General features: G+C 72.6%; 13 protein-coding genes, 2 tRNA genes and 1 pseudogene. 5 read left to right on the forward strand and 11 right to left on the reverse strand.

Annotation, left to right across the window (positions count from 1 at the left end):
* Window positions 1-48: 48 nt before the first annotated feature.
* From ACWDR0_RS24645 to ACWDR0_RS24660, 4 genes are all read right to left on the reverse strand, one after another.
* Window positions 49-708, reverse strand: coding sequence for an ATP-dependent Clp protease proteolytic subunit (locus tag ACWDR0_RS24645; RefSeq protein ID WP_456353930.1), 660 nt, complete (start codon window positions 706-708; stop codon window positions 49-51).
* A gap of 92 nt (window positions 709-800) precedes the next feature.
* Window positions 801-1,403 carry an ATP-dependent Clp protease proteolytic subunit gene (locus ACWDR0_RS24650; RefSeq protein WP_456353952.1) on the reverse strand — a complete coding sequence of 201 codons (603 nt, stop codon included), beginning with the start codon at window positions 1,401-1,403 and terminating at the stop codon, window positions 801-803.
* A gap of 364 nt (window positions 1,404-1,767) precedes the next feature.
* Entirely contained in the window at window positions 1,768-3,171 is a 1,404-nt protein-coding gene (tig, locus tag ACWDR0_RS24655) for a trigger factor (RefSeq protein WP_456353931.1), read from the reverse strand.
* A 198-nt stretch (window positions 3,172-3,369) separates the two neighbouring features.
* Window positions 3,370-3,446: transfer RNA gene (locus ACWDR0_RS24660), tRNA-Pro, on the reverse strand.
* 223 nt (window positions 3,447-3,669) lie between these two features.
* On the opposite strand from ACWDR0_RS24660, the gene ACWDR0_RS24665 reads away from it, so the two are divergent.
* Window positions 3,670-3,743: transfer RNA gene (locus ACWDR0_RS24665), tRNA-Gly, on the forward strand.
* 178 nt (window positions 3,744-3,921) lie between these two features.
* On the opposite strand, the gene ACWDR0_RS24670 is transcribed toward ACWDR0_RS24665, so the two are convergent.
* Window positions 3,922-4,116: a hypothetical protein gene (locus ACWDR0_RS24670; RefSeq protein ID WP_456353932.1), complete on the reverse strand. Its 195-nt coding sequence runs from the start codon at window positions 4,114-4,116 to the stop codon at window positions 3,922-3,924.
* 430 nt (window positions 4,117-4,546) lie between these two features.
* Between ACWDR0_RS24670 and ACWDR0_RS24675 the strand changes: the two genes are divergently transcribed.
* Window positions 4,547-5,701 carry a cation:proton antiporter gene (locus tag ACWDR0_RS24675; protein ID WP_456353933.1) on the forward strand — a complete coding sequence of 385 codons (1,155 nt, stop codon included), beginning with the start codon at window positions 4,547-4,549 and terminating at the stop codon, window positions 5,699-5,701.
* Window positions 5,702-5,976: 275 nt separating this feature from the next.
* Window positions 5,977-6,384: a peptidase inhibitor family I36 protein gene (locus ACWDR0_RS24680; RefSeq protein WP_456353934.1), complete on the forward strand. Its 408-nt coding sequence runs from the start codon at window positions 5,977-5,979 to the stop codon at window positions 6,382-6,384.
* A gap of 900 nt (window positions 6,385-7,284) precedes the next feature.
* Here the strand turns inward: ACWDR0_RS24680 and ACWDR0_RS24685 are convergent.
* Window positions 7,285-8,610: pseudogene (locus ACWDR0_RS24685) on the reverse strand (RNA polymerase sigma factor); the annotation flags it as partial.
* Between the two features lie 80 nt (window positions 8,611-8,690).
* Window positions 8,691-9,020, reverse strand: a complete 330-nt coding sequence (locus ACWDR0_RS24690) for a YciI family protein (protein WP_456353935.1) — start codon at window positions 9,018-9,020, stop codon at window positions 8,691-8,693.
* 168 nt (window positions 9,021-9,188) lie between these two features.
* Between ACWDR0_RS24690 and ACWDR0_RS24695 the strand changes: the two genes are divergently transcribed.
* The gene (locus tag ACWDR0_RS24695) at window positions 9,189-9,884 is read left to right on the forward strand and encodes a DUF998 domain-containing protein (RefSeq protein ID WP_456353936.1); all 696 of its coding nucleotides are present in this window, start codon (window positions 9,189-9,191) and stop codon (window positions 9,882-9,884) included.
* 36 nt (window positions 9,885-9,920) lie between these two features.
* On the opposite strand, the gene ACWDR0_RS24700 is transcribed toward ACWDR0_RS24695, so the two are convergent.
* The gene (locus ACWDR0_RS24700; RefSeq protein ID WP_456353937.1) at window positions 9,921-11,027 is read right to left on the reverse strand and encodes a PP2C family protein-serine/threonine phosphatase; all 1,107 of its coding nucleotides are present in this window, start codon (window positions 11,025-11,027) and stop codon (window positions 9,921-9,923) included.
* Between the two features lie 239 nt (window positions 11,028-11,266).
* On the opposite strand from ACWDR0_RS24700, the gene ACWDR0_RS24705 reads away from it, so the two are divergent.
* On the forward strand, window positions 11,267-12,490 hold the full coding sequence (locus ACWDR0_RS24705; protein WP_456353938.1) for a GNAT family N-acetyltransferase: 1,224 nt from the start codon (window positions 11,267-11,269) through the stop codon (window positions 12,488-12,490).
* 71 nt (window positions 12,491-12,561) lie between these two features.
* Here the strand turns inward: ACWDR0_RS24705 and ACWDR0_RS24710 are convergent, their stop codons facing one another.
* The 3 genes from ACWDR0_RS24710 to ACWDR0_RS24720 all read right to left on the reverse strand — a co-directional run bounded on the left by ACWDR0_RS24710 (window position 12,562) and on the right by ACWDR0_RS24720 (window position 14,705).
* Window positions 12,562-13,386 (reverse strand): Fpg/Nei family DNA glycosylase, encoded by an 825-nt coding sequence (locus tag ACWDR0_RS24710; RefSeq protein WP_456353939.1) that lies wholly within the window; start codon window positions 13,384-13,386, stop codon window positions 12,562-12,564.
* An 82-nt stretch (window positions 13,387-13,468) separates the two neighbouring features.
* On the reverse strand, window positions 13,469-13,957 hold the full coding sequence (locus tag ACWDR0_RS24715; RefSeq protein WP_456353940.1) for a ribose-5-phosphate isomerase: 489 nt from the start codon (window positions 13,955-13,957) through the stop codon (window positions 13,469-13,471).
* A 163-nt stretch (window positions 13,958-14,120) separates the two neighbouring features.
* Window positions 14,121-14,705, reverse strand: a complete 585-nt coding sequence (locus tag ACWDR0_RS24720) for a biotin transporter BioY (RefSeq protein WP_456353941.1) — start codon at window positions 14,703-14,705, stop codon at window positions 14,121-14,123.
* Window positions 14,706-14,997 lie beyond the last annotated feature (292 nt).

Genomic DNA, 14,997 nt, shown 5'->3' on the forward strand with positions numbered 1-14,997 from the left:
GGCGCGGTTCACATTGTCGTGGACCGCGCCAAGTGTGACGGCACCGGGTCAGGCGGCTGCGGCCGCCGTGGTCTTGCGGGTCGAGACGATCTGGTCGATCAGACCGTACGCCAGGGCGTCGTCGGCGGTCAGGATCTTGTCGCGCTCGATGTCGTCGCGGACCTTGTCCAGCGGGGTGGTGGAGTGCTTGGCGAGCATCTCCTCCAACTGGCTGCGCATCCGCAGGATCTCGTTGGCGGCGATCTCCAGGTCGGAGAGCTGCTCCCGGCCGGTCTGCGAGGACGGCTGGTGGATCAGCACCCGGGCGTGCGGCAGGGCCATCCGCTTGCCGGGGGTGCCGGCGGCGAGCAGCACGGCCGCGGCGGAGGCCGCCTGGCCCATGCAGACGGTCTGGATGTCGGGCTTCACGAACTGCATCGTGTCGTAGATCGCGGTCAGCGCCGTGAAGGAGCCGCCGGGGCTGTTGATGTAGATCGAGATGTCGCGGTCCGGATCCATCGACTCCAGGCACAGCAGCTGGGCCATGACGTCGTTGGCGGAGGCGTCGTCGATCTGCACTCCGAGGAAGATCACGCGCTCCTCGAAGAGCTTGGCGTACGGGTCGTACTCACGGACGCCCTGGGAGGTGCGCTCGACGAAGCGCGGGACGACGTAGCGGTTGTCCGGCTGCGGGCCGGTGTAGAGGCCGCTCGCGGAGAAGGTGCTCATGGGTGTTCTCGGCCTTCCGGTTCGAGGGGCCCGGTGGCGCCGGGGGCGCCGCCGCGGGCCGGGGTGGCTGTGCGGTGGGGGTACGCGGTCGCTCAGGCGCCGGTGCCGCCGCCGCCCGGGACGTTCGACGCGGACGACATGATGTCGTCGATGAGGCCGTACTCCTTGGCCTCCTCGGCGGTGAACCAGCGGTCGCGGTCGCCGTCGCGCAGGATCGCCTCCACGGTCTGGCCGGAGTGACGGGCGGTGATCTCCGCCATGCGCTGCTTCGTACGGAGCAGGTACTGGGCCTGGATCTTGATGTCGGAGGCGGTGCCGCCGAGACCGGCCGAGCCCTGGTGCATCAGGATGTCGGTGTTCGGCAGCGCGAAGCGCTTGCCGGGGGTGCCGCCGGTGAGCAGGAACTGGCCCATCGAGGCCGCCATGCCCATACCGATGGTGACCACGTCGTTCGGGATGAACTGCATGGTGTCGTAGACCGCCATACCGGCCGTCACGGAGCCACCGGGGCTGTTGATGTAGAGGTAGATGTCCTTCTCCGGGTCGGCGGCCAGGAGCAGCATCTGTGCGGTGATCTTGTTCGCGATGTCGTCGTCGACCTGCTGGCCGAGGTAGACGATGCGCTCGCCGAGCAGCCGGTTGAAGACATGGTCGCCGAGGCCACCGAGGGACGGCTCACCGGCGGCTTGGGGCATCAGATTCGTCACGTGTCCACCTGCTCGTCTCTGACGGCTGCCCGCCGTCTCAGCGTCTTTTCAGCCGGGGGCGGGATACTCGCCTGCCCCTCGTATTCATGGACCCTAACGCGCAGGTCGGACAACGCCATCCCGGTTCCCGAACTGTTCGCTCGGAGCGCAAGGTCACGCCCGGGGGAATGCGGCCGGGCGCGGGGCCGGGCCGGGCGCGGGGAGCTTCCCGGGCCGGGCCGCGGACTCCGGGCGGGTGCCGGGTCCGGGGCGTACCGGAGCGGGGAAGGGGCAGGGCCCGGACGCGGTGTGCGTCCGGGCCCTGCCGGCGTTCCCGGGGACGGCCGGGGCCGTCCCTGCGACTGCTTGCGCCTCAGGCCTTGTCGGCCTTCTCCGCGTCGGCGTCGGCGTCCGCGTCGGCGTCGACAGCGGCCTCGACCGTCTCGGCGGCGGTCTCGGTCTCGTCCTCGTCGTCCAGGTCCACGACCTCACCGTTGGTGTCGACGACCTTGGCGGCCTCGACGACCACGGCCAGCGCCTTGCCGCGGGCGACCTCGCCGACCAGCATCGGGACCTGACCGCCCTCGACGACGGCCTGGGCGAACTGGTCGGGGCTCATGCCGGAGGAGGCGGCACGGCGCACGAGGTGCTCGGTGAGCTCCTCCTGGCTGACGTTCAGCTTCTCCTTGGAGACCAGCTCGTCGAGGACGAACTGGGTCTTGATGCCCTTGACCGCCTGCTCGCGGGTCTCGGCGTCGAACTCCTCGACGGTCTTGCCCTGGATCTCCAGGTACTTCTCCAGGTCGAGGCCCATCTGGCCGAGCTGGTGGTGCTCCAGGTTGTGCTTGCGGGTGTTGACCTCCTCCTCGAGAAGCTTCTCGGGGATCGGCACCTCGGTGATCTTCAGCAGCTCTTCGAGGACCCGCTCCTGGGCCTGGGTGGCCTGGTCGTAGGTCTTGCTGTTCTCCAGGCGCTTGCGGCTGTCGGCGCGCAGCTCCTCGAGGGTGTCGAACTCGCTCGCCAGCTGGGCGAAGTCGTCGTCCAGGGCGGGCAGCTCGCGGGCGGAGACCTGGGTGACCTTGACGGTGACCTCGGCCTCCTTGCCCTCGGCGGAGCCGCCCTTCAGCTCGGAGGTGAAGGTGGCCTCGCCACCGGCCTCCAGGCCCGTGACGGCGTCGTCGATGCCGTCGAGCAGCTGGCCGGAGCCGATCGTGTAGGAGACGTCGCTCGCGACACCGTCGGCGAGGACCTCGCCGTCGACCTTGGCCTCCAGGTCGACGGTGACCGTGTCGCCGTCGGCGGCGGCGCGCTCGACCGGGGAGGTGGTGACGAAGCGCTCACGGAGCTGCTCGACCGCCTTGTCGATGTCCTCGTCCGTGACCTCGACCGCGTCGACCTCGACCTCGATGCCGGAGTAGTCCGGGATCTCGATCTCGGGGCGGACGTCGACCTCGGCGGTGAAGTTCAGCGTCTCGCCGTCCTTCAGCTCGGTGATGTCCACCTCGGGCTGGCCCAGCGGGTTGATCTCCGCTTCACGCACGGCCTCGGAGTAGAACTTCGGAAGCGCGTCGTTGACCGCCTCCTCCAGGACCGCACCACGGCCGAACCGCTGGTCGATCACCCGGGCCGGGATCTTGCCCTTGCGGAAGCCCTTGACCGTGACCTGCTGGTTGATCTTCTTGTACGCCGCGTCGAGGCTGTCCTTGAGCTCCTCGAAGGGCACCTCGACAGTGAGCCGAACCCGGGTCGGGTTCAGGGTCTCCACGGCGCTCTTCACGGTTCGGTCTCCTTGATGGCTGAATACTGGGGTCATACCGCGTCCCCGCCCCTCGGCGCGGCTCGGCTCACCGGCCCGGGCCGTTTCGCACAAGCTGGTCGGCGCCGGCCAGTGTCCGGACACGCGGGCACGCAGTTTGCATAGTAGCTGCATGCAGGATGCGCCCCACAATGCGATCTTGCGGGGCGCCGATGACGGTGGTCGGGGTGGCCGGATTCGAACCGACGACCTTCCGCTCCCAAAGCGGACGCGCTACCAAGCTGCGCCACACCCCGTCGGTGCGACACGTAGGGTACATGTTCGCAGGCCGTACGGCCGCTGGTTATTGCGGTCGGGAGCAGGGCGCACGGGTGCACGGAGGGCCGCGGAGGCGGACGCCGGGTGGTGCCGGCGGCGCCGGGAACCGCTCGCGGCGATACGGGCGTGCGGGGGGCGCCCGGAACCCGCTACGATGCTCTTCGTGCCGCGGACCTGCGGCACGGCGCCTCCTGGGCGCTTGCGGGCGTAGCTCAATGGTAGAGCCCCAGTCTTCCAAACTGGCTACGCGGGTTCGATTCCCGTCGCCCGCTCCATGACACAGGCCCGTGGCCGGTTTCCGAACCGGCCACGGGCCTTTGCCGTATCCGCTCCGGGTCGCGCTGTGGCGATTTCCGCCCCCTCCCCCGGGCCCGTACCCGGCCCCTCGGGGCCGGACTTCCGGCAGGTGGCGGCCCCTGCCCGGCGGTACGGGGAGGCCGCCGGGCGCCGGGGTCAGAAGCCGATGCCGCTGATGCCGTCGGCGAGGGAGTCGAGGAACTCCCTGATGTCGGGGGCCATTCCGGTCGAGGCCAGGAAGAAGCCGAAGAGGACGGCCGCCAGGGCGGGTCCGGCCTTGAGCGCCCCGGAGCGCATCAGCAGGACCAGGACGATGCCCATCAGGAGCACCACGGACAGGGAAATCGCCACAGCTGATCACACTCTCGGTCGCTCGGTCTCGCGGGGGCGGGCGGGCCCGGTGGTCCGGGGTGCCGCCGCGCCTGCGGGAGATCGTGACCGGCGGCGGCGCGGTCCATGCGGATCCGGAACGGATTCGTCCGAGGGCGGAATCCGGCCGGGGGGCGAACGGCCCGTGCGGGGGCGGGCGGGCCCCAGTGGTCCCGGGGTGGGGCGGCGGTGGCGGGCGGCGGTGCGGTCCCGGCCGGGTGGCGGGTGCGGCCCCGGCCGGGTGGCGGTCTACGACCCCCTTTAGTTGCGGACATCAATCTTTTGGTAAACTAATTACTGACGGTTCCTTGACGCCCTCTTGACTCATCCCAGCCGGCCGCCGTCCCCGTCATCACCGGCCGGCGAAACCGCGAAGGATTGAGCCATCGGACACGCAGACACCCTCATCGCCATGGGCGGGGCCTTTCTGGCCGCCGCCTTCCTCGCCCGGCTCGGCGGCCGCATCGGCCTGCCGACCATTCCGCTCTTCATCCTGGCCGGGATCCTCCTGGGCCCGCACACCCCGGGCTTCGTCCTGGTCTCGGACCCGCACGACCTGGAGATGCTCTCCGCGCTCGGCCTGGTCCTCCTCCTCTTCTACCTGGGTCTCGAATTCCATCTCGACGACCTCAAGCGCGGCGGCCGCCGGATGGCGCTGGCCGGGGGGACCTATCTCGCCCTGAACGTCGGCGCCGGACTCGGCTTCGGTTTCGCCCTGGGCTGGGGCACCTCCGAGGCCCTGGTGCTCGCCGGAGTCCTCGGCATCTCCTCGTCCGCGATCGTGACGAAGGTCCTCGTCGACCTCGGCCGGCTCGGCAATCCCGAGACCAAGCCCATCCTCGGCATCATCGTGGTCGAGGACATCTTCCTCGCCCTCTACCTGGCCGCGCTCCAGCCGATCCTCTCCGGGGCGGACAGTCTGTCGGCGGCCGTGATGGACGCCGGGAAGGCGTTCGGCTTCCTGCTGCTGCTGGCGCTCGCCGCCCGGTTCGGCACCCGGGTCGTGGGCCGGCTCATCGACACCCGCGACGACGAGCTGCTCGTCATCTCCTTCCTGGGCGCCGCCGTGTTCCTGGCCGGTGTCTCCGAGTGGTTCGGGGTCGCGGACGCCATCGGCGCCTTCATGGTCGGCCTGATGCTGGGCAGTACCTCCTCCGGGGACCGGATCCGCAAGCTGGTCCATCCGCTGCGGGACGCCTTCGGCGCGATCTTCTTCTTCGCCTTCGGCCTCTCCATCGACCCGGGCGATCTGCCGACCGTCCTCTGGCCGGTGCTCGCCGCGGTCGTCCTGACCCTGGCGATGAACGTCCTCGCCGGAGTCGCCGCGGCCAGGATGTACGGCTTCGGCCCCGGCCCGGCCGCCAATATCTCCACCACCCTGCTGGCGCGCGGCGAGTTCGCGCTGATCCTCGCCACGATGGCGGCGGCCGCCGGACTCGACGACCGGCTCTCCCCGTTCATCGCGGGATACGTCCTGATCCTGGCGGTCCTCGGCCCGCTGGCGGCCGGGCAGTCCGGACTGCTGGCGAAGGTGCTCCCCGCGCGCGAACGGGCCGGCGTCGCCTGAGCGGGGCGCGCGGAGCCGTACACCCCGGAGCCGTACCACCGGGATTCCCGCGGCCGGCCGCCCTGCGGCCGGAGCCGTGAGGTCAAGAGCGGTACGGAGCGCGGCGGTTGCCCTCGGGCGGCCGCCGCGCCCGCATGTGCACCGGCGGCACCCTCCGCGCCCCCGCGCGCCCGTGCCGTCCGGGTGAGGGCCGGGATTGGGCGGTCCGGTGGCCGGACATCGTTCCCCGGTACCGGGAGATCCCGGCTCTTCGCCGCAGACCAGGAGGCTTCACCATGCGCCGTATCGCCCTCTTCGCCGCCGCCGCGCTGACCACGGGGCTGGCCCTCGCGCCGTCCGCCACCGCCTCGACCTCTCCGGCGGTGTCCGGGCCGGTGACGGCGGCCGCCGCGGCCGCGCCCGTGCACTTCTCGGGCGCCAACTGTCCGTCCAACAGCCTCTGTCTCTACCGGGACGTCAATTTCACCGGCGGGGGGATCGCCATCAGGCCGGGTGATGCCATCGGCTTCCTCGGGGACTACGGCTTCAACGATCAGCTGTCGTCGTGGTCCAACGACAGCGGAGGCACCTGCTACTGGTGGGTGGACGCCAACCGGAACGGTGCCATCCATGACATGCGGAACGGCTACCGGGTGAACCTGCCCGGGAACGAGAACGACACCGCGTCCTCGGTGCTCTGCTGAGCGCCTGACGGAACGCGCGTCACGCGCGAGCGGGGACCGGCCGCCGGGTCAACGGCGCCCGGTCCCCTTTCCCTTGTCCGCCGGGGCGGCCCGGTCACGGGCCGGGTCCGAACGGCCGAGCCGGCCCAGGGTCCAGTCCGCGCCGTCCGGGTCCAGCCCGGCTCCGGCCCGTTTGAAGAGGTACTCGGCCCGTTCGTAGCTCAGGCGCGCCCGGCCCGTCACCGGGTCCGCCCCGGCGGCGCGGGCCGGTCCCGGACGGCGGTCGGTGAGAAAGAGCGGTCCTGCGGTACGGTCGCCGATCAGCTCCGGGAGCAGCCGCGCGGCCCCCGACCGCCAGGTGATCCGGTACCGGCCGGAGCGGGCCGTGCGGTCGGCCAGGTCCAGATCGGCCACATCGAGCGCGAGTACGGCGGTGACCGGTGCCGCCGACTCGTACAGCAGCCGCCACAGCGTCCGTTCCCGCAGCGGGAGGCCGGGCCGGTGCCAGAGCGCTTCGAGTGCCTCCGGGGCGAATGGGCGGACCGCGGCGGGGGCGCCGGAGCGCCGGGGCGGTCCCTCGGCGGCGGCCGGGTCCAGCGGTACCCAGGCGGCGAAGGAGCGGAACGCCGAGCGGTGCCGGTTCCAGGTGGCGGGCGCGGCGGTCGGCCAGGCGCTCGCGAAGACCCGGGCCACGGTCTCCGGGGTGAGCCCGGCGAGGGGGAACCGCTCGCCGAGGGCGCGGCGCAGCCGGGTCAGGGTCTGGGCGTAGGAGCGGACGCCGGCGGCGCCGAGACCGCCGTGGGCGAGGAAGGCGTCGACGGCGGCACCGAGGCCGCCCGCGGAACCGGCGGACGCGGGTGCGGGACCCGTGGGGCCGGGGTCGGTGGTGCCGGAGGCCGCCGCGCGGGCCCCGGCGAGGGCCGAGGCGTCGGCGCGGCGGAGCAGGAAGGCCCGTTCCGCGGTGTTCGCGGTGAGGGCGGCGGCCCGTTCGAACTCCAGCCGGGCCTCGTCGTGGCGGCCGAGCCGGGCCAGCAGATCGCCCCGTACTCCCGGCAGCAGGTGGTAGTCGCGCAGGGCGGGATCGGCGGCGAGTGAGTCGGCGAGGGCGAGCCCGGCCGCCGGGCCGTGGGCGTGGCCGACGGCGACGGCCCGGTTGAGCCGGACGACCGGGGTGGGCAGCAGCTGGACCAGCGCGGCGTAGAGCCCGGCGATACCCGGCCAGTCGGTGTCCGCGGCGGTGGGCGCCTGGGCATGGGTGACGGCGATCGCGGCCTGGAGGACATACGGCCCCGGCGATCCGCCCGCCGTCCGCGCGGTGTCGCGGGCGCGCAGCATCGAGGCGAAGCCGCGGCGGATCAGCAGCGGGTCCCAGCGGCCGCGGTTCTGCTCGTGCAGCGGGACCGGCTCCCCGGCCGGGCCGGTGCGGGCGGCGGCGCGGGACTCCTGGATCTCCATCAGCGCGACCAGACCGTGGACTTCGGGTTCGGCGGGGGCCAGGCCCGCCAGCAGTCTGCCGAGCCGGAGGGCTTCCAGGGTGAGCCCGGGGCGGCGCAGATCGTCGCCGCCGGTGGCCGTATACCCCTCGTTGAAGATCAGATACACGACCTCCAGTACGGAGCCGAGCCGCTCGGCAAGTTCGGCGCCGGGCGGCAGTTCGAAGGGGACCCCGGCCTCGGCGAGGGTCCTCTTGGCATCGGCGATCCGGCGGGCGACGGTGGTCTCGGTGACCAGGAAGGCGCGGGCGATCTCGGCGGCGGAGAGCCCGGCGACCAGCCGGAGGGTGAGGGCGGCCCGGGCCGCGGTGGGCAGCACGGGGTGGCAGGAGAGGAACATCAGACGCAGTACGTCGTCGGCCCCGCCGGGCTCCCCGGAGGCGTCGTCGTCCGGGGCGCCGGCCCCGCCCGTACCGTCTCCGGGGCCGTCTTCAGGGCCGCCGGCGGCGGAGTCCGGGGCCGCGTCCCGGCGCTGCCGTTCCCGGGCCTCGTAGGCCAACTGCCCCTGTTTCTCCTCCAGGTTCCGGGCACGGCGGATGGTGTCGACGGCCCGCCGCCGGGCCACGGCCATCAGCCAGGCGCCCGGATTCTCCGGGACACCCGACTCCGGCCACTGTTCGAGGGCGGACACCAGGGCGTCCTGGGCGAGTTCCTCGGCCAGTCCGATATCGCGGACCAGGCGGGTGAGAGCCGCGACGATGCGCGCGGCCTCCTGCTTCCAGACCGCGCCGACGGCGCCGCGGACATCCGCCACCGTGCGCTCTCCCTCCCGCTGTTCTTTCCCGCTGCTCGTTTCGTTCGGGCCGCTCCGCCCGCCGCCGGTCAAGCCGCCGGTCAGCCGCCGAAGACCTCCTGGATGACGCTCTCGCCGTCGCCCGCGATCCGGCGGAAGCGGCGGGCCAGTTCGATCGCCTCGTCCCGGTCCCGGGCCTCGACCAGCGCAAAGCCCACGACCGCCTCCTTGGCCTCGGTGAAGGGGCCGTCGGTGATGGTGATCTCGTCGCCGGAGGAGACGACCCGGACGCCCTGCGGGGCGAGGCCGCCGGTGGCGAGCAGCGTCCCGGAGGCGGTCAGTTCCTCGATGAACGCGGCCATCTCGGTGAACAGCTTCTCGTCGGGGGCGGTGGGCTCGGCGGGGGCCTTGGTCATCATCAGGTACCGCATCGCGCTCTCGCTTTCGTTCCGGCCCGGCGTCCGATCGCCGTGCTCTGCCCAGGCATCGAACAGAGTATGCGACAGGGAACGGCGGCATTCCCTGTCGTATCGGCCGTTCGACGACGGGGTGAGAACCGAGCAGGCGGGGACGGTCCCGCCGAGGAAAGGAAGCCCGCCATGAGCGTCACCACTCCCACCGTCTCCCCGGCCGTCTCCCCCGCCGCCGCCCTTCCCGCCGACCCGGCCGTGCGGCGTACCCGGGCCCTGCTCACCGCCGGTGCCGCCGCGGGTCCGCTCTGGGCGGCCGTCTCCCTGGCCCAGGCGGTGGCACGGGACGGCTACGACATCACCCGGCACCCGCTGAGCATGCTCGCCAACGGCGGCCCCGGCTGGATCCAGATCACCAACTTCGTGGTCACCGGTCTGCTGGCGATCGCGGGTTCGGCCGGGCTGCGGCGGGCACTGCGCGGCAGGCCGGGCGGCATCTGGGCGCCCCGGCTGCTGCTGTCCTACGGTGTCGGGACGGTCCTCGCCGGGGTCTTCGTGGTGGATCCGGGCGACGGCTTCGCCGGTGCGCCCGCCGGGGTTCCGGAGACGGTCTCGGCGGCGAGCGCCGCGCATATGGCCGCCGGGTCACTCACGTTCATCAGCCTGATCGCCGCGCTGTACGTGCTCGGCCGGGCCTTCGCCCGCGGCGGTGAGCGGGGCCTTGCCGCGGTGTCCCTGGCAGCCGGTACGGCGCTGCTGGCCGGCAATGTCTGGGCGATGAGCGGGGGCGCGGGCGGTTCCCTGGCGATCGCGTCCGGCGGGATCACCGCGATGGTGTGGGCGTCGGTGATCAGCGGGCGGCTGTCCCGCGGGCTCACGGCCTGACGGCGAAAGCCGCCCGCACCCCCTCGGCGGGGAGCGTCAGGATCCGCGGCAGAGCAGCAGGAGGGCGCGGTCGTCGTTGACGTCCTTGGCGACCGCTTCGATCAGATGCCAGGCGGCGCCTTCGAAGCCGGTGGGGACATAGCGGTCGGCCTCGCCGGTCAGCCGGTCCATTCCCTCGCTGAGGTCGCGGCCCGGCGCCTCCACCAGGCCGTCGGTGAAGAGCATCAGGACGTCGCCGGGCCGCAGGGAGCCCTTCACCGGGTCGAACTGCGCCCCGTCGTAGACCCCGAGCAGCGGCCCCTCGGCGGCCTTCTCCTCCCAGATCCCGCTGCCCGCGTTGAGCTGGAGCGCCGGGAGGTGTCCGGCGGAGTACAGCTCGAAGTCGCCGGAGTCCAGGTCGAGAACGAGATGGATGGATGTGGCGAAGCCCTCGTCCCAGTCCTGGCGGAGCAGATAGCCGTTGGCGGCGGGCAGAAAGCCGTGCGGGGGCAGGGAGCCGAGGAGCCCGCCGAAGGCGCCGGAGAGCAGCAGGGCGCGGGAGGCCGCGTCCATCCCCTTGCCGGAGACATCGGTGAGGACGATCTCCAGGGTCCGGCCGCCGTTGGTGCGGGCCGCGACGACGAAGTCCCCGGAGAAGGACTGGCCGCCCGCCGGGCGCAGCGCCATCTCGCGGTGCCAGCCCTTGGGCAGCCGGGGCAGGGCGCTCTGGACCCGGATGCGTTCGCGGAGGTCGAAGAGCATGGTGCCGCCGCGCCGCCAGGGCACGCCGACCCTGGCCCGGAACTGGGCGATCAGCAGCCCGAAGAATCCGCAGGCGGCGACCACCAGCACGATGCCCGGGGTGACCCGGGCCGGGCCGTCCCCGTACGGTCCCAGGGCGAAGGACTCGACGATCAGGCCGCCCGCGCAGGCCGCGTAGAGACCGAGCAGGCTGGCGGGGCGGAGCAGCAGTGCGCCGGCCACGATCGGCAGGACCAGGGCGGCCGGGGAGAGCCACTCCGAGTTGAGGGTGGTGCCCCAGGTCAGCAGCGGGACGGTGAGCAGGAGCCCGGTGAGGGCGATGGTGTCGGAGCCGTCACCGCGGAAGTAGTCGACGGCGGATTTGCGCAGCGCGACCCGGACCCGGTGCACGGCTTTGCGCATCCGGGCCCTCATCGAAGCTGCTGCGTTGCGGTGGGCCATTGTCGTGTGACCCTATCGACCCATCGGCCGTTCGTGCAGGGGGACCCCTCAGACAATGCGTTCGAAATCGGATCGCACTGTCGACATATCGCCCGATCATCATGGCATATGACAGGACTCACTACCTGTGTCCTGTGTGACCGTTGAGGCAGCGGAAAAACCGCTGGTAGTCGAGGGTCCGCTGCGGTAGGGATGGTCGTATGACCAGTACTGAGCTTCATGTGCTGTCCGAGGCGGATTGGGACGAGTGGTACGGCGTGCTGGAGCGCGCCTTCGGGGGTGCCGGCAAGGGGGCGGAACACCGGGACGCGGTCCGCCGGATCACGGACCCGGGACGGTCCCTGGCCGTCCGGGACGGCAAGCTGATCGTGGGGACCGCCGGATCGTTCCGGTTCGAGGTGACGGTGCCCGGCGGGCGCTCGGCGACGATCGCGGGCGTCACCATGGTGAGCGTCGCGGCCACACACCGGCGGCGCGGGATCCTCGGCGCGATGATGCGCCGCCAGCTCGACGGTATGCGGGAAGCGGGCGAGGCGGTCGCCATGCTGACCGCCTCCGAGCCCGCGATCTACGGCCGCTACGGATACGGCGGGGCGAGCCGGCTCCTGCGGGCCGAGATCGACACGTCCCGGGTGGGCCTGGGACCGCTGCCGGACGGGACCGACGCGGTCCGGATACGGACGGCCCCGCCCCTGGAGGCCCTCGCGCAGTGCGAGGCCGTATACGCCCGGGCGGTACCGCAGCGGCCCGGGATGATCGCCCGGCTGCCCGGCTGGGACACCCTCCAGGTACTGGAGAACGATCCGTCCGCGCCGCTGCGCTGTGTGCTCGCGGAGACGGACGGCGAGGTCACCGGCTTCGCGCGCTACCGCAACCGCTCGGCGTGGGACGCCTCGGGCCCGTCGGGCACGGTCGAGGTCCAGGAACTGTACGCGGACGACCCCGCCTCGCGGGCGGCGCTCTGGCGCTATCTCTTCGGTATCGACCTGGCGTCGACGCTGACCAGGCACAGCCTGCCCCTCGACGATCCGCTGCTCCATCTCGTCTCGGACCAGCGGCGGTGCGGGCTGCGGCAGTGGGACGGGCTGTACGTCCGGCTGGTCGAGGCGGGCGCGGCGCTCACGGCACGGGGGTACGCGGCGCCGGTGGACGTCGTCCTGGACATCGAGGACGGGTTCTGCGACTGGAACACCGGCCGCTGGCGGCTGTCGGCCGACGCCTCGGGCGCGGTCTGCGAGCGTACGGCGGACCCGGCCGACCTGGCCCTTCCGGTACGGGCCCTGGGCGCCGCCTATCTGGGCGGGACCTCACTGGCCTCACTGGCCTCGGCCGGGCAGGTCCGGGAGCTGCGGCCGGGGGCGCTGGCCGCCGCCTCCACGGCGTTCGGCTCCGCGGCGGCGCCCTGGTATCCGCACGACTTCTGACCGTCCGGTCCCGGCGCGGCCGGGACCGCCGGAGGAGTCCGAACCCCCGTCCCGGGCCCCGGGGCGGGGGTTCAGGCGCGCTGGCAGCCGGGGCACCAGAAGAGGTTCCGGGCCGCCAGGTCCGCCGTCCGGACCGGGGTCCCGCACACATGGCAGGGGAGGTTCGCCCGGCGGTAGACGTACACCTCGCCGCCGTGGTCGTCCACCCGCGGCGCGCGCCCCATCGCCTCCGGCGTGTGCTCCGGGCGCACGGTGTCGATGCGGTTGTGCCGTACACCCTCGTGCATCAGCTCCACCAGATCCGCCCAGATCGCGTCCCACTCCGCGCGCCGCAGATCGCGCCCCGCGCGGTAGGGGTCGATACCGAGCCGGAACAGGACCTCGGCGCGGTAGACGTTGCCGACACCCGCGACGATCTTCTGGTCCAGCAGCAGGGCCGCGACGGTCGTACGGGAGCGGCTGATCCGGGCCCAGGCGCGGTCGGGGTCGCCGGAGAGCGGGTCCCCGGGCGGGCGCAGCGGGTCCGGGCCCAGCCGGTCGTGTATCGCGCCCTTCTCGGCGTCGGTGATCAGCGCGCAGGTGGTCGGTCCGCGCAGATCCGTATAGGCGCCGGGGGCGGCCAGCCGCAGCCGGACGGTGTCCAGCGGCGGGGGCAGCGGAGGCGTACCAAAGTCGACCCGGCCGAAGAGCCCGAGATGGATATGGACCCAGCCCTGGGCGCCGAAGCCGAGGAACAGGTGCTTGCCGTGCGCCTCGGTCTCCTCCAGGGGCTGCCCGTCGAGCAGCGCGGCGGCGTCGGCGAACTTCCCCTGGGGGCTGCTCACCCGGACCGGGCGGCCGGCGAACCGGTCCCGGTGGTCGGCGGCGAGCCGGTGGATCGTATGCCCCTCGGGCACGGTGCTGCTCCTCGTACGGGCGGTGGTACGGCGGCGGGGAAACGGCCGCGCCCCCGCCGGACGGCGGGGGCGCGGGGCGGGCCTACGGCTGCTGCGGGTGCCCCTCGGGGATCGGGGGGAGCTCGCCGGTCTCCTCGTAGCGCGAGAGCATCTCGATACGGCGGGTGTGCCGCTCCTCGCCGGAGTACGGCGTGTTGAGGAAGATCTCCACGAACTTGGTGGACTCCTCCACGGAGTGCATCCGGCCGCCGACGGCGATCACGTTGGCGTTGTTGTGCTCGCGGCCCAGGGCGGCCGTCTGCTCGCTCCACGCCAGCGCGGCGCGGACGCCCTTCACCTTGTTCGCGGCGATCTGCTCGCCGTTGCCGGAGCCGCCGATGACGATGCCGAGGCTGTCGGGATCGGCGGCGGTGCGCTCGGCGGCGCGCAGGCAGAAGGGCGGGTAGTCGTCGAGGGCGTCGTAGATATGGGGACCGCAGTCGACGGGCTCGTGGCCATGGGCCGTGAGCCATTCGACGAGGTGGTTCTTGAGTTCGTATCCGGCATGGTCGGAACCGAGGTACACGCGCATGGTCCGAGTGTGGCACGCACCGTGCCGCCGGACCGTGGCCGGGTACCGGCCGTACCACCGGCGCGCCTCCGCGGACCGGATGTGCCCGGATACGGACCGGGAGTGCCCGGTTACGGCGGTGCCCCGGGACCGGCCCGGGGCACCCGCGGCGGGACGGACCCGCTCAGCCCTTGCGGCCCACGAGCTTCCATGCGGCGGGCAGCGCGCCCATCGCCAGGGCCGCCTTCAGCGCGTCGCCGATCAAAAACGGGGTGAGGCCCGCGGCGACCGCCTGGGAGAGCGTCATTCCGGTGGCGAGGGCGAGATAGGGGACGCCGATCGCGTAGATGATCGCGGAGCCGAGGACCATGGCGGCCGCGGTGCGCGGGACCGAGCGGTCGGCGCCGCGGCGGGCCAGCGCGCCGACGACGGTGGCGGCCAGCAGCATGCCGAGGATGTAGCCGAAGGACGGCATGCCCCAGCCGGAGGCGCCCTCGGCGAACCACGGCATGCCCGCGATGCCCGCGACCGCGTAGAGCCCGAGGGAGAGGAAGCCGCGGCGGGCGCCGAGCGCGGTGCCGACGAGCAGTGCGGCAAAGGTCTGGCCGGAGACGGGTACCGGGGAGCCGGGGACCGGGAGGGAGATCTGGGCGGCCAGACCGGTGAGCGCGGCGCCGCCGACGACGAGCGCGATATCGCGGGTCCGGGAGGCGGGGAGCAGGTCCGCGAGGACCACGCCGGGGCGGGAGGTGAGGGTGGCAGTACTCATCGGAACTCCGGAAGGTCGGAAGGCAGGAACAGCAGAACGGCAGAACGGCAGGAACGGCAGGAAGAGAGGTGCGGGAGAGGGCCCGGGCGGCGGGAACACGGTGACCGTAACCGACGGTCCTTCACCGCCTCACCATCAGTCGCCGACAAAGGCGGACCCGAGCCGTTCATGGGGAATCCACAAAGCACCGCTTACACCCGGGGCGGCACGTGACGCTGGTCACGCCCCTAACAGGCCATCGGAGCCCCGGGGCGAGCCCTGGGTGTTCTGTAGGATCTCACCAATGGGCAGG

Source organism: Streptomyces sp. NPDC003691, assembly GCF_053981115.1.